The sequence below is a fragment of the Siphonobacter sp. BAB-5405 genome, assembly GCF_002872335.1.
Taxonomy (GTDB): domain Bacteria; phylum Bacteroidota; class Bacteroidia; order Cytophagales; family Spirosomataceae; genus Siphonobacter.
Map to the genome: position 1 here is coordinate 72,079 of NZ_NJAG01000007.1, position 22,539 is coordinate 94,617.

General features: G+C 48.6%; 21 protein-coding genes. 1 reads left to right on the forward strand and 20 read right to left on the reverse strand.

The window, feature by feature from the left end; genetic code table 11:
* Window positions 1-2 precede the first annotated feature (2 nt).
* Window positions 3-2,528, reverse strand: a complete 2,526-nt coding sequence (locus BWI97_RS06655; protein WP_094815396.1) for an ATP-dependent Clp protease ATP-binding subunit — start codon at window positions 2,526-2,528, stop codon at window positions 3-5.
* Between the two features lie 95 nt (window positions 2,529-2,623).
* Window positions 2,624-3,292 (reverse strand): WbqC family protein, encoded by a 669-nt coding sequence (locus BWI97_RS06660; protein WP_102200455.1) that lies wholly within the window; start codon window positions 3,290-3,292, stop codon window positions 2,624-2,626.
* Window positions 3,293-3,411: 119 nt separating this feature from the next.
* Here BWI97_RS06660 and BWI97_RS06665 point away from each other — a divergent pair, with 119 nt between their 5' ends.
* On the forward strand, window positions 3,412-4,287 hold the full coding sequence (locus BWI97_RS06665; RefSeq protein WP_102200456.1) for a lysophospholipid acyltransferase family protein: 876 nt from the start codon (window positions 3,412-3,414) through the stop codon (window positions 4,285-4,287).
* Window positions 4,288-4,343: 56 nt separating this feature from the next.
* Here the strand turns inward: BWI97_RS06665 and BWI97_RS06670 are convergent, their stop codons facing one another.
* The 18 genes from BWI97_RS06670 to BWI97_RS06755 form a co-directional block, all read right to left on the reverse strand.
* Window positions 4,344-4,961 carry an L-threonylcarbamoyladenylate synthase gene (locus BWI97_RS06670; protein WP_094815388.1) on the reverse strand — a complete coding sequence of 206 codons (618 nt, stop codon included), beginning with the start codon at window positions 4,959-4,961 and terminating at the stop codon, window positions 4,344-4,346.
* 28 nt (window positions 4,962-4,989) lie between these two features.
* Window positions 4,990-5,943: a glycosyltransferase gene (locus BWI97_RS06675; protein ID WP_102200457.1), complete on the reverse strand. Its 954-nt coding sequence runs from the start codon at window positions 5,941-5,943 to the stop codon at window positions 4,990-4,992.
* Between the two features lie 11 nt (window positions 5,944-5,954).
* Window positions 5,955-6,872, reverse strand: a complete 918-nt coding sequence (locus BWI97_RS06680) for a YihY/virulence factor BrkB family protein (RefSeq protein WP_233207769.1) — start codon at window positions 6,870-6,872, stop codon at window positions 5,955-5,957.
* 59 nt (window positions 6,873-6,931) lie between these two features.
* The gene (locus BWI97_RS06685; RefSeq protein WP_102200760.1) at window positions 6,932-7,348 is read right to left on the reverse strand and encodes a thioesterase family protein; all 417 of its coding nucleotides are present in this window, start codon (window positions 7,346-7,348) and stop codon (window positions 6,932-6,934) included.
* A 66-nt stretch (window positions 7,349-7,414) separates the two neighbouring features.
* Window positions 7,415-8,455: an endolytic transglycosylase MltG gene (mltG, locus tag BWI97_RS06690; RefSeq protein WP_094815382.1), complete on the reverse strand. Its 1,041-nt coding sequence runs from the start codon at window positions 8,453-8,455 to the stop codon at window positions 7,415-7,417.
* Between the two features lie 13 nt (window positions 8,456-8,468).
* On the reverse strand, window positions 8,469-9,566 hold the full coding sequence (locus BWI97_RS06695; RefSeq protein WP_094815380.1) for an Ldh family oxidoreductase: 1,098 nt from the start codon (window positions 9,564-9,566) through the stop codon (window positions 8,469-8,471).
* A gap of 85 nt (window positions 9,567-9,651) precedes the next feature.
* Entirely contained in the window at window positions 9,652-10,503 is an 852-nt protein-coding gene (locus BWI97_RS06700) for a 5'-methylthioadenosine/adenosylhomocysteine nucleosidase (RefSeq protein ID WP_102200458.1), read from the reverse strand.
* A gap of 12 nt (window positions 10,504-10,515) precedes the next feature.
* Entirely contained in the window at window positions 10,516-11,796 is a 1,281-nt protein-coding gene (locus BWI97_RS06705; protein WP_233207770.1) for an NCS2 family permease, read from the reverse strand.
* A 55-nt stretch (window positions 11,797-11,851) separates the two neighbouring features.
* Complete coding sequence (locus BWI97_RS06710) at window positions 11,852-12,433, reverse strand: Crp/Fnr family transcriptional regulator (protein ID WP_094815374.1); 582 nt, start codon at window positions 12,431-12,433, stop codon at window positions 11,852-11,854.
* A gap of 352 nt (window positions 12,434-12,785) precedes the next feature.
* A complete protein-coding gene (locus tag BWI97_RS06715; protein ID WP_102200459.1) occupies window positions 12,786-14,021 on the reverse strand; it encodes a 3-phosphoshikimate 1-carboxyvinyltransferase in 1,236 nt (411 codons plus the stop codon).
* 158 nt (window positions 14,022-14,179) lie between these two features.
* Complete coding sequence (locus BWI97_RS06720; protein ID WP_141217563.1) at window positions 14,180-14,743, reverse strand: hypothetical protein; 564 nt, start codon at window positions 14,741-14,743, stop codon at window positions 14,180-14,182.
* A gap of 129 nt (window positions 14,744-14,872) precedes the next feature.
* Window positions 14,873-15,457 carry a DUF502 domain-containing protein gene (locus tag BWI97_RS06725; RefSeq protein ID WP_102200460.1) on the reverse strand — a complete coding sequence of 195 codons (585 nt, stop codon included), beginning with the start codon at window positions 15,455-15,457 and terminating at the stop codon, window positions 14,873-14,875.
* Between the two features lie 170 nt (window positions 15,458-15,627).
* The gene (locus tag BWI97_RS06730) at window positions 15,628-16,695 is read right to left on the reverse strand and encodes a M20/M25/M40 family metallo-hydrolase (RefSeq protein WP_102200761.1); all 1,068 of its coding nucleotides are present in this window, start codon (window positions 16,693-16,695) and stop codon (window positions 15,628-15,630) included.
* A gap of 90 nt (window positions 16,696-16,785) precedes the next feature.
* Window positions 16,786-17,361 carry a hypothetical protein gene (locus tag BWI97_RS06735; RefSeq protein ID WP_094815366.1) on the reverse strand — a complete coding sequence of 192 codons (576 nt, stop codon included), beginning with the start codon at window positions 17,359-17,361 and terminating at the stop codon, window positions 16,786-16,788.
* 27 nt (window positions 17,362-17,388) lie between these two features.
* The gene (locus BWI97_RS06740; protein ID WP_102200461.1) at window positions 17,389-17,928 is read right to left on the reverse strand and encodes a helix-hairpin-helix domain-containing protein; all 540 of its coding nucleotides are present in this window, start codon (window positions 17,926-17,928) and stop codon (window positions 17,389-17,391) included.
* A 48-nt stretch (window positions 17,929-17,976) separates the two neighbouring features.
* Complete coding sequence (locus BWI97_RS06745; protein WP_102200462.1) at window positions 17,977-18,987, reverse strand: OmpA family protein; 1,011 nt, start codon at window positions 18,985-18,987, stop codon at window positions 17,977-17,979.
* 294 nt (window positions 18,988-19,281) lie between these two features.
* The gene (gene rho / locus BWI97_RS06750) at window positions 19,282-21,150 is read right to left on the reverse strand and encodes a transcription termination factor Rho (RefSeq protein ID WP_094815360.1); all 1,869 of its coding nucleotides are present in this window, start codon (window positions 21,148-21,150) and stop codon (window positions 19,282-19,284) included.
* A gap of 225 nt (window positions 21,151-21,375) precedes the next feature.
* Entirely contained in the window at window positions 21,376-22,524 is a 1,149-nt protein-coding gene (locus BWI97_RS06755) for a mechanosensitive ion channel family protein (protein WP_102200463.1), read from the reverse strand.
* Window positions 22,525-22,539 lie beyond the last annotated feature (15 nt).

The window sequence follows — 22,539 nt, forward strand, 5'->3', positions numbered from 1 at the left end:
TTCTATTCTTCTGTAATCGTTTCTGGCTTTTTCGCCGTGATGGTCAGTGTTTCACTAGTTCCATCGTGGTCAGCCAGTAGAATATCGCCTTCGGCTAAATCACCTTTCAGGATTTCCTCCGCTACGGGATCTTCCAGATAACGCTGGATGGCCCGGTTCAGCGGACGAGCACCGTACTGCGGATCGTAACCTTTCTTGGCCAGGAAGTCTTTAGCAGCTTCCGTCAGCTCAACGCGGTATCCCAACGTGGTAATACGAGCGAAGAGTTTGCCTAACATCAGTTCGATGATCCGGTGCAGGTGTTCGCGTTCGAGTGAGTTAAACACAATCACATCATCCAGACGGTTCAGAAACTCCGGTGAGAACGCTTTACGCAAGGCATTCTGAATGGTGCTTTTTACGGCTTCATCCTGACCTTCTACCCGCGTTTTGGTGGCGAAACCGATACCCGTACCGAAGTCTTTCAGATCACGTGCTCCGATGTTCGAAGTCATGATAATGATTGTATTCCGGAAGTCAACCCGACGACCCAATCCATCCGTCAGAATACCATCATCCAGTACCTGAAGCAGAATGTTGAATACATCCGGGTGAGCTTTTTCGATCTCGTCAAGCAGTACAACGGAATAGGGTTTGCGACGAATTTTCTCCGTCAGCTGACCGCCTTCTTCGTAACCCACGTATCCCGGAGGAGCTCCGACCAGACGGCTTACGCTGAATTTCTCCATGTACTCCGACATGTCAATACGCACCAGCGAATCATCTTTATCGAAAAGGTGGGAAGCCAGCACTTTCGCTAACTCTGTTTTACCTACGCCCGTAGGACCCAGGAAGATGAAAGAACCAATCGGTTTCTTCGGATCTTTCAGACCTACCCGCGTACGCTGGATAGCTTTCGCCAGTTTTTCAATGGCTGATTCCTGACCAATTACTTTACCTTTCAGGTCTTCCGCCAGCGTCAGCAGTTTTTTACCTTCATCTGTCGAAACGCTACGCACGGGAATGCCCGTCATCATTGCTACTACTTCGGCTACATTGTCTTCCGTAACCGTGTAGCGACGCGTTTTGGTATCTTCTTCCCAGCGTTGTTTCGCCCGGTCGAGTTGTTCGAGTAATTTCTTCTCCCGATCCCGCAGTTGAGCCGCTTCCTCGTATTTCTGCGATTTTACGACCTGATTTTTCTGCTTTTTGACTTCTTCAACGGCTTCTTCCAGTTGAATAATGTCTTCGGGTACCGAGATATTATTGATGTGTACGCGAGCCCCTACTTCGTCCAGTACGTCAATGGCTTTGTCGGGCAGGAAACGGTCAGAGATATAACGTTCTGACAATTTCACAGCGGCTTCCAGAGCTTCCGGTGTGTAATTTACGTGGTGGTGATCTTCGTATTTATCTTTAATGTTATTCAGAATCTCAACCGTTTCTTCAATGCTGGTGGCATCTACCATCACCATCTGGAACCGACGGGCCAAGGCACCATCTTTCTCGATGTATTGACGATACTCGTCCAGCGTAGTAGCACCAATGCATTGAATATCGCCGCGAGCCAGTGCGGGTTTGAACATGTTCGAGGCGTCCAGCGAGCCTGAAGCTCCACCGGCTCCCACGATCGTGTGAATCTCATCAATGAAGAGAATCACCTCGGGCGATTTTTCCAGCTCGTTCATCACGGCCTTCATCCGCTCTTCGAACTGACCGCGGTATTTCGTACCAGCCACCAGCGAAGCCAGATCCAGCGTTACGACCCGTTTGCCAAACAGGACACGGCTCACTTTCTTCTGAACAATCCGGAGGGCCAGCCCTTCAGCGATGGCTGTTTTACCAACGCCGGGCTCACCGATCAGAATCGGGTTGTTCTTTTTACGACGGGAAAGAATCTGAGCGACCCGCTCAATTTCTTTCTCACGACCCACGATGGGATCAAGTTTGCCTAATTCGGCCAGCTTGGTAAGATCACGGCCGAAATTATCCAGTACAGGTGTACGGGATTTTTCTGCACCCGGCTTACCGGACTCACTACGAGGGCTGGAACCGAACATGCGGCTGTCTTCATCATTGTCGTCCGTATCCGGGCCGGCATTGATATTCGGGTTCGATTGATATTCCAGCATTTCCTTAACGATTTCGTAGTTGACGTTAAACTTATGGAGAATCTGAGTCGCAATGTTGTCCTCATCCCGAAGGATAGCCAACAGTACGTGTTCAGTGCCAATCAACTGGGTCTTGAAGACTTTCGCCTCCAAATGGGTCATTTTAAGAACTTTCTCGGACTGACGAGTCAAAGGAATATTGGCCATGTTCCGAACGCTATGCGTCGCCGTACCCTTCGTAGCTTGCTCGATAGTCATGCGTAACTCATCGAGGTTGATACTTAATTTTTTCAACAGGGCCACGGCTACGCCTTCGCCTTCACGGATCATACCCAAAAGCAAATGCTCTGTCCCGATGTAATCATGTCCAAGTCGCAGAGCTTCCTCTCTACTCAGGGAGATGACTTCCTTCACGCGGTTTGAAAATTTTGCTTCCATACTTAAGGTTTAGCGTGCTTCTATTAACCAGCTAACGCCGGAAGAACAGCTATTGTTCAATTTAGGATCAGAATCTCTACTAAAATTGTCGGGAATTACACGTCCAGTGAAGAATCAGCGGTTGTATAGTGGGCTGAAGCGTTAAGAATGCTCAAGGCTTCGTTTCCCTGACAGAATAATAAATCGAGAATACTTAGATTGGGAAAAAACTGTTCCCCAAAATTTTGCCGGTAGGCTATCGGTTTATAAAACGGTCGCTCCTGATAACTTATTTTAGGCGTAATCAGGCCTCTAGCATCGAAAACTTCCTTTTCGTACCCTTTCTCATACTGGCTGGTGTAGTCAAAATTGGTTTTCAACCGTAACAGTTCCCGACAAACTGTCAGCATTTCCAGATTCAGGTCGAACAAAAAGTCAGGTTTTCGTTCATATACCCGTTTGAAGCGTTCTTCGAAGTATTCAAAGAAAGGCGTCTTCCGATAGGCTGACTCGATAGCTCCCCAGTGTCGTTTCACCCAGGGCTGTCGGTAGTCAATCCGAATATCCCGAATGAGCGTCTTCTGCTGGCTTCTCCCTTCGAGTACGGGAACTACCAAGGTGTCGATTCCCTGACTGGTTAAAATCTGACAGCGATTCCGAAAGGTCTGTTTCTGAAAATGTTCATGGCTTTCAAGCAGGATTGTGTCAAAGGATGCACCACACGTCCAAAATTCCAGACCTGGCAAATACTGTAATTCTATAACTAAACGCTTACTTTCTGACATTTGTACTTAGGGATCACTTTTTTAAAGAAACGAAAAAGATGTCAAGTATCAAATTATTTTTTAATTTTTGTAGTTAGATAGTTACTACATGTATCTTTTTGAATCTATTGATTGCATAAATGGTATTTTTCCAAGTCATATCCCGATTACCCCTCACCGTACTGTATTGGTTTTCTGACTTTTTATTTGTACTGATTTACTACGTTTTCGGCTATCGTAAACAAGTAGTATTAGGAAATTTAGCAGCAGCATTCCCCGAGAAATCAGAGGCTGAGCGGCAGGCAATCGCTAAAAAGTTCTTTCGTAACTTCTGTGATCTGATGGTAGAAACGGTGAAGTCGCTGACCATCTCACGGGAGTCTATTGCCCGTCGGATGAAATTAGAAAATTCCGAGGTTCTGCACAGTCTCATCCATCAGAAAAAAACGGTGTTTGTGATGCTGGGGCATCAGATGAACTGGGAGTGGATTTCCCTGAGTATTGCCAACGATGGAATTCCGGCAGATGTGATCTACAAGCCGCTCTCCAATTCCTTTTTTGAGCGTTTCATGCTGGCCATTCGTTCCCGCTTTGGCATCAAGCCCGTCTCGATGCATACGATTTTGCGGGATATGATTACGCGGAGAAACGAACCCCGTGTCATTGGTACCCTGGCGGATCAGGCTCCGCACCATCCGGATTCGGCGTACTGGTCCACCTTCTTTCATCAGGAAACTGATTTTTTTACGGGTACCGAGAAATTAGCCCGTAAGTTCAACACTCCATTGGTCTTTGGCAAAATCAGAAAAATCAAGCGAGGCCATTACAGCTTTCACCTTGAACTGATTGCCGAACCCTCCTATCAGGATATTGAGTCGGGTCTGCTGACGGAACATTACGTTCGCTGGCTGGAAACTATGTTACGGGAACAGCCTGAACTTTGGCTCTGGTCGCACAAACGCTGGAAACACAAACGCGAAACGCACCCGACCGAAGACGAAATGGTACTGGCTTAGCTTTATATAAAAAGGGGACTGATTTGAATCAGTCCCCTTTTTATAGGTAGAAGGTTTTATTCCCACTCCCCTAAACCCTGACGGATCACTTCAAAATCATTGTCCGTCGCATCCACAATCGTAGAGGGAATCAGTCCACCCGGACCCCCATCAATGACCAGATCAACCTTGTGCTGAAACTGGTGAAAAATTTCTTCGGGATCGGTTGGGTATTCCATAAAATCATCATCAGATTTAATGGAAGTCGTCACAATGGGATGCCCCAGCTGACTAACGATTTCCCGGGTAATGGCATGATCAGGAATCCGGATACCAATTGTTTTCTTTCGGGGATTCAAGGTTCGGGGCAACTGCGTATTGGCCGTGAGTACGAAGGTGTACGGGCCCGGCAGTATTTTCTTCATCGTTTTGAAGGCAACATCCGAAACCTTGGCATAGTCAGAAATGTGACTCAAATCATTACAGATGATAGAAAAATCACTCTTATCGGGTTTAATTCCTTTCACCTGAGCGATCCGTTCGATGGTCCGGGCGTTGTGAATATCGCCACCCATACCATATACGGTATCGGTTGGGTAAATAACGATTCCGCCCTGACGGAGCACTTCCAGTACCCGGGCAATTTTACGGGGCTCGGGATTGATGGGATGAATAGACAGAAATTCAGCAGGCATATGGATTCGGGATAAAAGGTTACCGTGCTTATCGTCGCAGTTTTTGATAGGTTCGGTACACCTGATAAAACGGAATTTTTAACTGACACGCCCACGCAATTGCTTGCAGGGACGAAGGCAACGGTTTGAATCGTCGGTATAAGGCCGCGTACTGAGCTCCCAGTGCATAGTGTTCCAGGAAAAAACATTGCCGAAGGCCATTTCGCAACCGAATGAGCAGAGCCGTAATTTCCTCTGGCGTTTGGACCAGAACAGCAGCTTTTTCGCATACCTTCCAGGTGGACTCCATCTGCTGCGTACGCCGAAGTTGCTGCTGCTTCGAATGCGAACCTTTCACCTGCCGATACCCTACCCAGCATTCATCCTTGAAGCCATATTTCCAGCGGCGGGACGCTCGGACCAGGAAGTCAAAATCTTCGTAAAGCAGACTTTCATCGTAACCGTCCAGAGCCTCGTACACCGACCGGCGGGTCATGGCCGTTACTGTCAAAATGGGCGTGCCAGCCAGCACTGCTGCAAACACATCTCCGCAAGGAACGTGCTGCAAACGCTTTCCCTGAGCCGTACGCTTATACCAGGTTCCCAGCTTTTTGCCCGTTTCGTTAATCAGTACAGCATCACCGAAAATGGCCCCATATTCTTCGGAAAGCGTTTCAAAATAAGCTACCTGCTTGGCAATCGTATCGGGAAAAAGTACATCATCCGCCGCCAGATCCACTATGTATTTGCCTTTTGCCAGGGCTAATCCCTGGTTGAAACTCCGGCATACGCCCCGGTTATCGCAGTTTTGAATGAACTGATCCTGCGGCCGTAACACCCCTTCTATTATGGATACGCTACGGTCTTTACTGAAATCATCGACAACGATTAACTCAAGGGCCGGGTACGTTTGCCTAAACACGGATTGCAGGCATTCCGTTACAAAACGTTCGTGGTTATAACACAGACAGATAATTGAAACCAGGGGCTGCTTCCTACCCATTTGAAGTACAGTTATTCAGTTTCTTCCTGCTTGGAGGCATCGTCCAGGCTCTGATTGACCTCAAAGCCCAAAATCAGTACCAGAGCCACCAGATACAGCCAGATCATTAAAGCCACCAGCGTACCCACCGCTCCGTACAGTCGGTTATAGCTGGCAAAATTCGAAAGATAGTAGGAAAATCCCTGCGTAATCAGAATGATCAACAGGGAGGCGGTGACCGAACCCGCATTGAAGAATCGCCAGCGTTTATGTAAAGCCGGAGCAATGTAGTATATAATGGAAACGGCCATAAACAAAACGACGAAAACAGTCAGGTAACTAATGCCCTCAACAAACGAATATGTAGAATCGACATTGATCAAACGACGCTCGACTAAAATATCTACCGCAATTCGTCCGATAATGAGTACACCCACGGCTACCAGTAGTACCACTGCCAGGAGCACGGTCAATAAGATGGATATCAGGCGGGTTTTGATAAAGCCGCGATCGTCCTGCGTACGCTGGGTAATATTGAAGGCCCGCATGAGGGCAATCATGCCATTGGTTGCCGAAAACAGGGCAAACAGAAAACCGAACGACAATACGCCGCTTCGTTTTCGGCTCACAATGTCTTCAATGGTAGGCAGTACTTCTTTATAGATTCCCCGAGGCATTGCCTCCGACAGAAAGGCCATGATCTGATCATCCAGCCCCGCAATTGGAATATAAGGAATCAGGGTAAAGAGGAAAATTACCGCCGGAAAAAGAGCCAGGGTAAAACTGTAGGCAACCGCCGTCGCCCGCTGGTCAATGTCAAACTGCAGGACATTGGCAAACAGTACCCGAAGCAGGTGATACAAAGAAAAACTTCTTCGCCGAATACGTACATTTCTTAAGAAGGTCTGTACGCGTTGCAGGGGCTTATGTTTACGGGAAAATTTCGCCATTGATGCTTCTTGATACAACTTCTGGAGTGGGCTAGGAAATTGACTACGCTTTAATTTACCTACTCTTCTTTAAAGTAAGGCTGCAATTTATCCAAAAAGGCGACGGGAGCCATGATGGGCCGATTCGTTTGCCGGTTGATAAAAACCAGCGTTACCTCACCGGTATTCAATAGCACATCTGATTCATTGAGCAACTCGAAGTGAAAGATGATGCGGGCCCCGGGCCGTTGCTCAATACGCGTCCGAATGGTAAGCAGTTCGTCATAACGGGCCGGTTTCAAATACCGCGTCTTCATCTCATAAACGGGCATCATCACACCCGACTCTTCCAGAACCTTATAGGCAAAACCTAAACTACGCAACGCTTCCACGCGGCCAATTTCATAAAGCCGGGCGTAATTGCCGTAGTACATATATCCCATCTGATCCGTATCGGCATAACAGACCCGGTACGTATGCTCATGCTGAAAAGCCATTCGCTGTATAATTAAATACGGGCGGATCATTCATCGAAGAATCATCCGCCCGTAGGATACTTTGGTTTATTTTTTAATTCCTAACTGGTTTAACGCTTCCTGGTAGAGTTTGGCGTTGCGTAGGTGATCTTCGTAGGTAACCGCAAAAATGTGGTAGCCATTCAGTTTCGGACTCGCACAGAAATACAGGTAATCGTGCTTTTCCCGGTTCAGTACGGCATCGATCGACGACGGTTCAGGCAGGTTGATCGGCCCCGGCGGCAAACCCGTGTTGATGTAGGTATTGTACGGAGATTTGTACAGCAATTGATTGTGTAGCAGACGTTTGATACCAAAATCACCGATGGCGTAGATAACGGTCGGGTCCGCCCGCAAGGGCTCCGATATCGCCAGACGGTTCAGATACACACCCGCGACCCGTGGTTTTTCATCCTTCTTTTTCGTTTCTGCCTCTACGATACTCGCCAGCGTAATCACCTCTACGGGAGATAAACCTACCGCCTTGGCTTTGGCTTTGCGATCATCCGTCCAGAATTTGTCGTACTCCGACTTCATCCGACCCATCAGTTTCTGCGGTGTTGTATTCCAGTACACCTCGTAGGTATTGGGCAAGAACATGCAGAGAATGGTTTCGGGAGTAAAGCCATAAAACCGGCAAACTTCAGGATCATTCAGCATGCGTTTGAATTCGGTGGAGTCAAACTCGAACCTGGTTCCAATTTTCTCAACCAGATCCTGCTTCAAACGGACGTTATTAAAAGTAAGTTTTACGGCCGTCTGATTGCCCGAACGTAAGGCTTTAATCACCTCGTAATTGCCCGCACTCGGTTTGATTCGGTACCGACCCGGCTTCACGTGATCGGGGTACTTGAGAACCTTTGACAGAAAGCGGAAATACATTTCGTTGTTTACCATTTTATTGGCTTTCAACGAATCAATAACCGTTTCGAAACGAGCTGATTTACTGGGAATTAACAAATAGAAATCCCGGTCTTTCTCCGTATTCAGATTGGCCGTGTAAAAAATTTGCCAGAGGTAAAAGGAAACAATCGGAGCCAGAATGGATACGATGATGATAAAGTATTTGAAGAATTTATTACGAACCATGGGTCGAAATAGGTTACACGCTAGGAGAATTATTCATTTCGCCGGGAAAGGCTACGCCGAAACGTTCGCCCAGGCTTTTTAAATCAGCGATTACAGGAGTTAGTACCGGAATTCCTTCCGTCCGACGAATGGCTTCCATTTCCCGCTCCGGATCGCCTGGGATGCGTACACTTTCCCCGTTCAGTCCTTCCGCCGAGCGGAATCTACGAATCCATTGGTCCAAATGGGTTTTAAATTCATCCGCTGGTCGGAACGCATCCACCCGCATGGCCCCCAAGAAATGCCCCGTCCCAATACCTACGCCTTCTTCCGCAGCCATGAACCCAGCCGTAGCAAAGGGAGGCACCCAGGGTCCGTAGTTGGCTCCGGAAAGGACGCCCGAAAATAAATCGACCATCGCCCCCAGTCCGTAGCCTTTATGACTGCCGTGTTCCCGATCACCCCCCAGCGGTAGCAGGGCTCCGCCCTTCCGTACGGCATTGGCATCGGTAGTGGGCTGACCTTCGGCGTCCTGTACCCAACCGGTGGGCGTATCCAGATTTTTCCGCTGGAGAATTTCCAGTTTGCCGTAAGCGGCCGTTGTAGTGGCCATATCCAGCAAAAAGGGAGGTTCTTCCTTGGCGGGCATGGCTACACAGATGGGGTTCGTTCCGAGAAGGCGTTCTTTCGAAAAGGTCGGCGTAACGAGCGGTCCGGCGTGCGTCATGGACCAGCCGATCATGTCCCGTTCCAGGGCCATGGAGGCATGATAACCGGCAATACCGAAGTGATTGGAATTGCGTACCGCGACCCAGCCCGTCCCTACCTTGTCGGCTTTTTCCATCGCAATTTCCATCGCTCTGGGAGCTACAACGAGTCCTAAGCCCGCGTCGCCATCCAGAACAGCCGTAGAAGGCGTTTCATGGACGATCCGCATCTGGGGTTTCGGATTCAGACGACCGTGATCCATCAGCCGGACGTAACCGGACAACCGGGCCACGCCGTGGGAATCAATGCCGCGTAGGTCGGCAGAAACCAGCACATTAGCCGCCAGCGTAGCTTCGGATTCGGGACAACCCATGGCTAGAAAAATATCCCGAACGAAGGCATTAAGTAATCGATGATCAATCATTCACACGTATAATCACGGCCAGCGTGACTTGGTTTTTCGGTACAAAAATATCAGTTGAAGGTCAGAATGGAAAAGGATTGAGGGATCACTTCAGGCGTTCGAGCAAGGCTTTTACCAAAGCCGCCGAGTTTCGGGCCGCAATCGGTCCGTAGGTATGCATGTCTACTGAAGCCGAATGGTTGGCATTATCCGAAAGACTGCGAATGATCAGAAAGGGTATGCGTTGCTGCCAACAAATCTGACTGACGGCCGCCCCTTCCATCTCGATGGCATCGGCCTGCATGGTCCGACGGATGTGTAGACTGGCGGAATCAGAGGCCATAAAAACGTCCCCCGTTACGACGGTACCGCTGTAAATGGTCGGTTGGTAAGTCCCCACTTTTTCCAGCTTTACTTTCGGAATTACGACCCCTGCTACGAGTAACAACGATGAGTCAGCCGGGAAATACAGCGGGTTTTCCTGAAAATTATACGGATTACGCGTGGGTCGAACGGTCATTCCCTCTTTCAGTACGCGACCGTAATCATGGTAAGCTACTTTGGTAGCCATGACAATATCTCCGGGCTGATATTTTGGATTCAGGCCGCCGGCGATTCCCGTGAAAATCACTTCGCGGGGCCGGAAATGTTCCAACAGTAACGTCGTGGTCAACGCAGCGTTTACCTTTCCGATCCCACCCTGCACCAATACAATTTTCCGACCTTCCAAACTACCCGTGTAGAACGTCAATCCTTCGATGTGTTGTTCACGACGACCTTTTATTTCTTTTTTAAGCACTTCTACTTCATCAGCGAAAGCACCCATAATCGCCGTCAGATTACTACTTTTTCGGGGGAATCTGGTTTGAGCGTCCGGCGTAGTGGAATAGGTAAGCTGAGCAGAAAGATTAAAACAGATTCCGAGCAAACCTACGAGTACGAGTGTACAAATTTTCATGAAGTAAGGAGCTTATTCTACGATCAAGGCGACCACGCACAGAGCAATGATGCACCAAAACGCCAAAGGTAATTCACGAAACTTACCACTGGCTGCTTTTAGCACCGCATAACTTAAAAAGCCCCAAATGATTCCTTGCGTAATGCTATAGCTAAAGGGAATGAGTACCATGGCCAGAAAAGCGGGTACCGCTTCCTCCCACTCGTCCCAAGGAATTCGGGTAACCGTTTTCATCATAAGCACCCCCACCAGCACCAGCGAGGGGGCCGTAGCCACGGAAGGTACCATGCTCAACAAGGGCGATAAAAACAGACAGGGCAGAAAACAGAACGCTGCCGTAATGGCGGTCAATCCGGTACGTCCTCCGGCTTCAATACCAACCGCAGACTCGACATAAGCCGTACCGGGACTCGTACCGACCAGACCCGCCAGCGTAGTTGATACCGCATCAGTGAGCAAGGATTCTTTCAGCATCAGCGGCTCTCCGTCGGCATCCAGCCGGCCCGTGGCTTCCGCCAGGCCTACAAAGGTGCTCAGGCTGTCGAACAGATCGGTAAATACAAAGGCAAAGATGACGGGTGCCAGCGACCAGCTCAGGGAACCTTTCAGATCAAGCTGAAGCAGCAGGCTGAAATCCGGGGCGGCTACTACTCCCTGCCAGTTGACCAGTCGCGGACTGTCATCCAGCCGACCGGGTAACAAAGCAAGTAATGTGGTCAGTACGATTCCCCAGAGCAGGGCTCCGTGTACTTTCTTCTGAATAAGAACCGCGGTCAGAAACAGACCTATCAGAAAGGTACAGACGGCGGGCGTCAGTGGTCCGATGCTAATCATCGTTGCCGGATTAGCAATCACAAATTTCGCATTACCGAATCCAATCAGGGTAATGAACAGTCCAATGCCCGCCGCGATACCGTATCGCAAGGACTTGGGGATTGTTTTAATGAGTAAGACGCGTACGTTAAACAGCGAAATGATCAGGAAGAAGACGCCCGACCAGAATACGGCACCCAAAGCCGTGGGTACGGGAACTTTCATACCCTGCACGACGGTAAACGTAAAAAACGCGTTGAGACCCATGCCTGGAGCCACCACATAAGGGCTTTTGGCATACAGACCCATCATCAGGCTACAGAAGAAGCAAACCAGCACGGTAGCGGTTAATACACCCGAGAAGGGCATTCCGGCGAGGGATAAAACGGAGGGATTTACTACCACGATATACGCTGTGGCCAGAAAACTGGTGACGCCGGCTAGTAATTCAGTACGAATAGAAATGGGGACATGATCCATAGATTTCATGTCCCCAATTTCCATCAAAAAAGATCAAAATGCGAATCTTTTCTAATTAAAGATATTTACGCAGACGACTCAGGGACTCAGGGGTAACGCCCAGGTAGGAGGCTAAATGGTACTGCGGAACACGTTGAATCAGCGAGGGATGATCCTGTAACAGGCGTAGGTAACGGCGGGCCGCATTGTCAGCAATCTGTGAATCAATACGTCCTTCCATATCCTGGATGGTACGCTCCAGCATCATCATGGAGAAACGTTGATACGCCAGGGATTCTTCAAAAAGAGCCTTGCGACGTTCACTGTTCATGACCAGCAAGGTAGAATCCTCCAGGGCCTGTACGGTGTAGGGACTCAGGCGATGAGCAGAGTATCCTGTTACACTCGTTACAAACGAATTTTCATCCTTTAAAAACAAGGTAACTTCTTTGCCTTTATCCGTACGAAAAACCCGCATCACACCTTCGATGATAAAAGCGACTTCATCGATGTGATCTCCTTGGTGAATAAAATAGTCTCCTTTCTTAAACGTGCGTGTTTCGTACGCACCGTTAATAGACTGCACATCCTCATTAGACAGCTCGACATATCGCCGGATGTAGGACAATAAGGGCTGGGTGATCGTTTCAGAGAGCATAATTTTCAGGAAATATGTAACGGCGGTTTAATTAGGGGCTAAAGTAAGAAATTTTCTTAGATTTTACACATTTAAACCGCTTTCAAAAAGTGACTTTCTACTTATTTTTTAAACATTTCATACGTGTATCACACTTCTATAACTGTAGATCTACCTTATACTATACGTTTTTTCGTAAAAAGTTAATTATTGAGCTTCACTAGCTAATAATTAGGGGATACTCTTGAGAAATGTAGATTAGATGTATAGTTAAACAATCAGACCGTTCTAACTAATACAGTAAGAACTTGCAGCAGATCAATTGATTCGCTGCAAGTTCCTATTTTATTTTCTATAAATTGAGTACTAATCGTTATAAAATGGTAACGATTTTCCCCAAATCCTCCCAGAAGTGGGGATAAGATTTTACGACTACAGAAGCATCATCAATTTCCAGATTTGTACGCATGGCTAATGGGGCAAAAGCCATGGCCATCCGGTGGTCTTCATACGTATGAATGGAAGTCCCCGGCCGATCCCAGCTGGTCCGTTCGTTGGTCACAATTCGGTATCGGGTATTCGCTTCTTCTTCCACTAGGTTGGCATCGAACTTCTGTAATTCCTGCTGAATGGCCAGTACGCGATCCGTTTCCTTCACTTTAAGGCTTTCGATCCCCGTAAATTCGGCCGGAATACCCTTCACTGCCGCAATCACGGCAATAGTTTGAGCCAGATCAGGGCAATGAGTAAAATCCCAGCTAAAGGACTGCTGGGCAGGAATCTGAGTTAGCAGGAAACCCCTTCCGGTATAAGTACTTTTGACCCCCAGCTGTTCCATGATGGCGATGATGGCCGAGTCTCCCTGCAGTGAGTTTTCTTTTAACCCCAATAGCTCGGCTTCCGATCCTTCTGGCCCCAGGGCTACAAGGCTATACCAGTAACTGGCAGCGGACCAATCCGATTCCACGGCGTAATCACTGGAATGATACGGCTGGGCGGCTACCTGAATCTGTCGGTTTTCCCAATCAGCCGTGACATCCGCTCCAAACTGCCGCATTTGCTGGATCGTCATTTCGATGTACGGAATCGACCCGAGCTGTCCGGTCAGATGCAGCGTCAGCCCTTCCGGCAAAGTAGGGGCAATCATCAGAATAGCTGATATAAACTGACTACTCACGTCACCCCGCATCGTCAAGTTTTTGGCACCCGCGTACGAGAAACCTTCCAGCTGAAGCGGTGGATACCCTTCTTTATTCTGATACGTGATGCGGGCTCCCAGTTCACGCAAGGCTTCTACCAGAATACCAATGGGCCGTTCCTGCATCCGGGGGGTGCCGGTCATGACTTTCTGACGATTGGCCGTTGCATAATAGGCCGTCAGAAAACGCATGGTTGTACCCGCGTCAAGTACATCGGCTATGGGTTCGTCGCGTTGCAGCAGCCGTTGCATGGTTTGCGTATCGCGAGCTTCTGACAGGTTACTAAGTGATCCTGTTCCCCCCGCCAGAGCGTTGAGAATTAGAGCACGATTGGACTCTGACTTGGATGCCGGTAGCTGAATTTGGGCCTGAAAAGGCTGAGTGATCTTATGGAGGAGAAGCTTTTTCAAAACGGTACAGAAAAATAGATCGGTGATTGCAGGGCCAAAATTATTCTTTTTCGCTGGTTTTGTCCCTGTTTTCTGGCAAACTGTGTTGCCGCTGTATAAATAAAGGGCTACTTCCCAGTGGTTTCCGGAAGTAGCCCCTCGCCTATTCGCTGTGTCTTTTAAAACGTCTGCAGTACTTTCAAGCGGTGTCGATTGCCAATTTTCATGGCTTTGTGCGTGGACTTGTAACACAAGGCACCCAGCCCAATCAAGCCACCACTGACAACGGCCGTCGAAGGCGTTACCCGCAGGGGTGCTCCTTTGAATTCCTTATTCCAGACCGGACTAAAGAAATCCATGATGAAGTATAACGCACCAGCCGCGGGCAGCAGATACCCCGCCTGCGTAGCCAGCGAACTTCCTTTCATAAAGTACACCTTCCGAATATCTTCCAGTCGATATTCAGTGTATTCCTGCTGGTTGGTGATTTCGCTAAAATCGGCGAAGACAAGCGTGGAGTCCGTTACTGCGAAAATGTTGTCACGGATTTTACGACTCTGACCTTTGGCCTTGAAGACAAATTCATCGCCCGCAAAAAATCGCTTCCGCCCCCCCGGATAATCCACGGCAATGTATTTTATGGTCTGGCGGGACGTTAGTACCCGGCCCGTTGGCGAAGGAGGTTGCTGGGCGTACAAAGCGGGTGCCCCAAGCAACATAAGTAGAAAAAGTAGCCGTTTCATGATTTCAATTACGGATGGAGGTATGGAGGAAACGTACGGTATCAACAAAACGTATTTCCTACCCCGCGGTTTCAAACAAAGGTATACAATCCCTCGCTTACTCCACAGACACCTAAATGCTGGTTAGGATTAATGAATCGAGACGCCACCGGAAACAATAAATTTCATCACTTCGGTTGCGTTAGCTTTTACGGGTTTTACGTTTTCTTTGGGCATGATGAATAAATGGCCCGAAAAGGCGTACGATTGCGGGAAATAGACCGCTACTGAGCCCGGCAGTTCCCACTCCGAAAGATCAGATTGGGTTAAGAATCCCAGCCGGTATAATTCCGTATTCGTATCCATCTTCACGAGCACGGGCTGGTTAAACTTTTTCTTATCGCCGACGAAAGCAGAGGTTAAATCTTTCAGGGAAGAATAAATAATTCGTACCAGTGGTAAACGATTGATAAACTCTTCGAAAAGATTAAATACGGGAATGATGACAAACGTAGAGCCCAGAAAACCTACAAGAAAGACGATCGCCAGCACGATGAGCATTCCCATTCCCCAAAGTCGAACCTGATTTTCACCCGTACCGATTCCCACTGGGACCAGGCCGTCGAGGTATAAAAAGGATTGATACAGAATATAGCCAGTGAAGAATAACGGAGCAATTAACAGTAAGCCTCGAATGAAGTAACTGACAAAGCGATTTACTAATCTTTTTTTCATGGGAGAAACAGATAGAAGGGGGAATCTATTCTACAATTCGGATTCCTTCGTCAAAGTTCATCCGGTTGCAATTTTAAAATCTCCAAGTATCTACAATTGAAAAGAGTCGCAGGCCTGGGCTTACGACTCTTTCGATGGTATAGGAATAGCGATTTTTTTATTCTTTACGCTTAAGTCAGATAACGAAAATCCTGTCCCGCTTCCAGTTTCAGAAGCATTTCGTACATCAGTCGAATGACTTCCTCCACGTCCTGCTTGTGCACGGTTTCTACCGTCGTGTGCATGTATTTGAGGGGCAGAGAGATCAGGGCGGAAGCCGTTCCTTCGGCGGCGTAGGCAAACGAATCCGTGTCGGTTCCCGTTGAACGACTGACAGCCTGCCGCTGAAACGCAATCTGCTTTTCTTCGGCTACTCCGATCAGAAAATCCAGCAGATTATTCTGTACGGCCGGACCGTAGCACAACACAGGACCACCTCCGCATTTCAAATCTCCCTGTTCTTTCTTATCGTACCGGGGTGACGTAGTATCGTGGGTAACGTCGGTACAGATCGCCACGTCCGCTTTCAGACGCCGGGCAATCATCTCAGCCCCCCGAAGACCAATTTCCTCCTGTACAGCATTGACTACATAAAGCGTAAACGGTAGGGAAACGTTATTTTCCTTCAGCATACGGGCTACTTCAGCAATCATGAAGCCGCCGATCCGGTTATCCAACGCCCGACCTACGTAGTACCGATCGTTGAGTTCCGTCAGCTCGTCTTCGAAGGTTACGACACAACCCACGTGAACGCCTTTTTCCTCCAATTCTTTTTTGGTAGCCCCGCAATCAATCGTCAGGTCCGTTACCTTGGGAGCAGTGTCCTTTGCCAGATCACGTACGTGAATGGCAGGCCAGCCGAAGATACCTTTGACGATTCCTTTTTTGGTGTGAATATGAACACGCTTGGACGGAGCAATCACGGCATCCGAACCGCCATTCCGACGAACGTAGATATAGCCGTCGTCGGAAATGTAATTAACAAACCAGGAAATTTCATCCGAGTGAGCTTCAATGACCACCTTGTACGGCTGGCCGGGGTTAATGATCCCTACTACGGTACCATACGTATCGACGATGTAGTCGTCAATATAGGGTTTAAGATAATCCAGCCAAATCCGTTGTCCGGCGGCTTCAAAGCCCGTTGGAGAAGGGTTATTCAGGTATTGATAGAGAAAGGTTTTGCTACTTTCAGTCATCATAGAATAGAAAATGTGTAGTGATTCGTTAGGTGCTTCGAACGAAAGTTCGTAGGACCCGTTTGCCAGTGTACTAAAAATCCGGACCGTTTACCTGCCTTTTCGCAGTTCGTCCTGCCATTCTTTCAGTTCTACCCAGCGGCCCTGCGTCGCCAGACGAGCCTGATCAGGCCAGGTCGTCGGGTCATGCATCTGGAATCGGGAACCGGCGGCATTCAGGATTTCTTTAATTCGCTCGGGCGAAACGGCGGCCAGCTGCGTAAAGCTGGAAATACCTTCATTATTTAACAGCTGCTCGATTTTGGGACCGATGCCTTCAATGACTTTCAGATCATCCGGTTCTTCGTACAAGATCGGAGCGGCGGTTCCGGTTGTAATTCCTGGAATACCTTCAATCGGCGTTATGTCCATCGGAATTTCCATCAACGGCGGTTCTTCCACGACAATGGGAACGGGTGGTTTCGGCTTGGGCGGATTCGTCTTTGACTCGCGACAGTGCTCCAATTCTACCCGTTTGGTAGCGATTTGCATTTGCATCGTGTCGATCTTGCCGTGCAAGGCCCGGCGGCCCAGTAACCAGCCCAAACCAGCCACCAAACTCATAAACGCGACCGCTTCGAGTACGGCAATGGGAATATTCTGACTTAATGATTGTAGGAGTAACATAGTTGATGTCGAAGGATGAAGCTCTCTTTATTCTTTCCCCTTTTGCAATTCCTGTTGCCAGGCCCGAAGTTCATCCCACTTGCCTTCCTGAGCCAGGCGAGCCTGACGGGGCCAGGTATTGGGATCCTGAATCTGAAACCGGGAACCCGCCGCCCGCAGAATGGACATTACATGCGAGGGTTCGGCTACGGCTAGCTGAGCAAACGTTTTGATGCCGGCCTCGTGCAGGAGCTTTTCAATCTTCGGGCCGATTCCTTCAATTTTTTTGAGGTCATCTTCTTCGTGCGGTACGGCAGCAAATGGTTGTACGGCTTCTTCCGCGGGGGGAGCCACAATGGGTTCGGGCAGCGGGCCGGCGGTTCGAACCGTTGGCTTGGGTACGTACAGCCCTTTGTGACACTGATCCAGGTCAAACTCAATCTGGCGAATTTCCGCTTCGAGATGATGGAGTATATTCTTACTTTTCAGAAATCCAATCAGGTACCCCAGGATACCCGCCCCCAGCAGAAAAAGCAAGTGTTGAAGCCACGCACTTTCCAGTTGTAAGGGATTAAAATGTTCATACATAATTGCAGTGATTTGAAGGATAAGTCAACCTGCCAAAATGGCTAGTGCTTACCTTTTTTGTTCCTGAACAACGATCGTAACCCGACGGTTGGCTTTTCTGCCCGCAGGCAGGGCATTATCGGCAATGGGTTGCGTTTCGCCCTTTCCATCGGTTACCAGCTGTTCGCTTTTCATGCCTTTCCGGATGAATTGTTTCTTTACCGCTTCCGCCCTACTTTTCGATAAACGCAGGTTATGATCGTCGGGCCCTTCGCTGTCGGTATGACCAATCAGCGTCAAGCGTTTATTTGGATGTTGTCTGAGGTATTTCTTCGCTTCCTCAAAAAATTTATCGTTGTCTTTTGTCCGAATAAACTGGTTACTACTAAGCGGGAAATACAAATCCATGGGTTTGAAAATCCCATCGTACGTCGCAGCAGCGGCCAGCTCTTCTTCGTTTTGTCCCTTCGGTGCTCGTAATACGGGAGCAGGTTCAGTCGATTCAACAACGGCGGGTTCAGATACTGCCGGCTCGGCTACGCTGGTTTCAGCAACTGTATTAGGAAGTTCGTTAGTACCCGCAAATGCAAACCCAGCTCCGTAAATGGAGTCAGCTGGACTAAAGGCCAGATCCAGTTGTTTAGCATCGATCCGCAACTGACTTGGTGAGACCCCAGCCTTCACGAAGTACTGACGGATGGCATCCGCCCGGGCTTGTCCCAGCGTAGGAAACGAAGTATTGTTTTCCTCAATGGATGAATAAAAGCCCGTAACGGTCAGCGTTTTCTTAGAATTCTCCTTTAAGTAACCCGCCAGTGCCTGTAATTGAGGCTCGACGGCTCCAGTCACGACTCGTCCGTTTGACCGGCCAAAACTCAGGTTGTTTTCGGAAGTAACGTGGAAATGAGAGCCGTCCTGAATATCCAGGGCAGGACTGATGAAGGCTTCCGACGATTCCGTTTTCGTAAGGGGTTTGGGGTTTCCATCACACAATTGTTTAATCTGACAGACGTGCCAGTAGGTCCCTCCGGCTATCCAGCCGATGAGTACCAGCCATGTCAGGGTTTTGGCGATTGACATACAGAAGGTTAGCTAATAAATGTACCGATAAACATAAACTTGTTTTCTTAGACTAAGCTTCAGGATGTGGGAGTCATTCACGATTCGGAGCAGCGAAAAAAGACAGAAGCCTAATCGAAAGCAACAAGAATTGAATGATAAATGCAAATTTACTTTCGATTCCAATCCTGCCTCGCTTTATCCAGGCATTTGGCAGAATCACTTAAAAAGCAACCGTATTTAACGGAAAAAGTTATAAAAAAAGCCTCACCCGTAGGCGAGGCTTTTCATATACGCTTATCGTAAGGTCAAATCTTAGCGATTCATTGACAACAGGAACTCTTCGTTCGAACGGGTACCTCTCATTTTTTCGAGCAGGAACTCCATCGATTCCACCGAGTTCATGTCGGACATATACTTCCGCAAAATCCAGACACGCTTGAGCGTTTCGGGATCCATGAGCAGGTCTTCGCGACGTGTACCCGAAGCTGGTACGTCGATGGCGGGGAACATCCGGCGGTTGGACAGTTTCCGGTCCAGCTGGAGTTCCATGTTACCCGTACCTTTGAATTCTTCAAAGATTACCTCATCCATCCGGCTTCCGGTTTCGATCAGGGCCGTAGCGATGATCGTCAGCGAACCACCGTTTTCCACGTTACGGGCCGCTCCGAAGAAGCGTTTGGGTTTGTGTAAGGCGTTGGCATCTACCCCACCCGAGAGAATCTTACCGGAAGAGGGTACCACGGTGTTATACGCACGGGCCAGACGCGTAATGGAATCCAGCAGAATTACGACATCGTGACCGCATTCGACCATTCGCTTGGCTTTTTCCAGGACCATGCTGGATACTTTCACGTGACGGTCCGCCTGTTCGTCGAAGGTAGAAGAAATCACTTCCGCCTTCACACTACGCTGCATATCAGTTACCTCCTCGGGACGTTCGTCAATCAGCAGAATGATCAGGAACACTTCCGGGTGGTTACGGGCAATGGCGTTAGCGATTTCTTTCAGTAATACCGTTTTACCCGTTTTAGGCTGAGCAACGATCATCCCCCGCTGTCCTTTTCCAATCGGAGCGAACAAATCGAGAATACGGGTAGAATTTTCACGGCCCGAAGTAAACAGGTTCAGTTTTTCCGTCGGGAACAGCGGCGTCAGGTATTCGAATGGAATCCGATCCCGAATTTCCTCTGTCGTTTTTCCGTTTACGGACTCAACCCGTAACAGGGCAAAATACTTTTCTCCTTCTTTCGGCGGACGGATGGCTCCACGTACGGTATCCCCCGTTTTCAGGCCGAACAGCTTGATTTGGGAAGGAGACACGTAAATATCATCGGGGGAAGCCAGGTAATTGTAATCCGCCGACCGCAGGAAACCGTATCCACCATCGGACATGATTTCGAGTACGCCTTCGTTTTCAATCAGGCCATCAAACTCCCGAATGTGCTGGTTATAGTTTCGCTTCACCTGCTGCTGCAATTGCTGCGAACGCGGGTTGGGCTGCAAAGGCTGACCACTTTCGTCAGTACGACCTTCACGGGGCTCACGGGTATTGGGACGATTCGGGTCAGGGCTTACCGGATTAACTGCCGGGGCCGATTCACTTTCCGAAGGCATCACTTCCATCGTGGACTGATACGCTTCATCCAATGAGAAATCATTCGCCAATTCGGCGGGGATTTCCATTTCATCTACGGGTTCAAAACTAGCGTCCTGCTCTTCGTTTTCCGGAGCTACTGGAGCAGCCGAAACAGGAATAGCAACGGGTACTTCTTCAGAAACACTGCCCCGCCGGATACGTGCCCGTTTATGGCGGTTTTCGGCTTCATTCTGGGCAGTAGTAGATGCTTCAACCGAAGCAGGCTCGGGCTGAGACGCGGGAGTCGCTGCAGCAGGGCTTTCTTGAACTTCTTCCTGAACTTCTGAACTTGAAGATTCCGTTTCGGAAACGGAAGGTGCAGCGGGCTCTTGGGCCGTTTTTCGTGTACGACGAGCCCGTGGTTTATCGGATGCTGCTGGCATAGGGGTAGGACTGGCCGGCTTCTCTTGGGAAGCCTGCCGCTCTAAAATTTTGGTAATGAGTTCGGATTTGGACAGTTGGGTTGGATTGGATATACTCAACTCCCTTGCGATTGCTCTCAATTCGGACAGCAGCCGCAAACTCAGCTCTTCTGATGTATACATGAAAATTACGTATCAATCACGGCCGTGCCGGAATAGAATGAAACAGGATAGTCAGGCGAAATTGATAAATGCGTTGAGTTCTTTAGAATTCATTCACAGGAGGGTAAAAGCTACTACTGTCGGGGAAGAGGATGGTACCGGCTTCTGGGATGCGTCGCTGGGGTGAATGAATTGCAAAGGTAAAATGTTCTTCAGCAATTTGTCAATATCTCTATGTAAACTTTTTTAGGACAGCGAATTATCACTGACGGACTGGGTTTGAAAATCATTTTTAAGATTTACGGTGCTGATTGGGCTGGCAAAGCGAACGTCGTTTGCTTCGACAATCTGCATAATTTTAAAATTCAGCTCTTCCTTCACGCGATTAAACGTCCGGAAATCGCTGGTTTCTACGTGATAAATGATCAATACGTCAAATGACTGATCGCCGAAGGTATCGAAACGAACGCTTCCGGGCTTGCTTTTGGTAAATTCATGGGCATCAATAGCGTCCTGAATCTGATCAATCACTTGCTTTAGAGTCGCCGCAGACGTTTTTAAATCCAGACGAATGGTGTACTTCGCTCGTCTGAACTCCCGCTGACTCTGGTTTTCCAACATTTGAGAAACAATCAAGCGATTGGGAACGGTCATCATACTTCCGTCTACCGTGCGTATACGTGTACTGCGAAACCCGATTTTTTCGACGTCGCCCATCGTCTGGCTAATCTGAATGGAATCGCCAACGACAAAGGATCCATCGGCAAAGATGGTAAAGGAAGCGATCAGGTTTTCGAGCGTTTCGCGGGCAGCCAGAGCGACCGCAATACCTCCAATACCCAACCCTGCAATCAGTGTCGCAACATCAATATTAAAAATCTTGCCTGTGATGATTAATCCGGAAATTACCACCACCAGCACAATCAGAATGTCCTTCAGAAAAGGTACCAACTGATCGTCTACTCTGGTTTCGGTCCGTTCGGCCCTTCGTTTGAATACGACAGCCAGAAACTTAACGAAACGAATCACAGCCCACGTCAGGGCCAGGATAAGCAAACTTTTATAAATCCGGTAAAGGATGAGTCGAATGCCAAACTCGGTTTTGTGAGCTAAACCCCAGTGGATGGGAATACGGATCAGGTCGAAAGCAAAATACACCATGACCAGTAAAAAAACGTATTCCAGCGGACGGCGTAATAGTGCGACAAACTCCTGTACACTTACTTCGTTTTCCCGGGAGACCTTGCGAACGACGGCGAAAAGTACCTGGCTGAGTAATCGTCCAATGGGGCGACGCAGTAAGGTACCGACTAGCAGAGTACCAATAAAACCAAAAAAATTGAACCAGTGATTACCTGGAAGTACTTTATTTAAAAATTCCTGAAACGGTTCCATTCGAACTGAACGGGA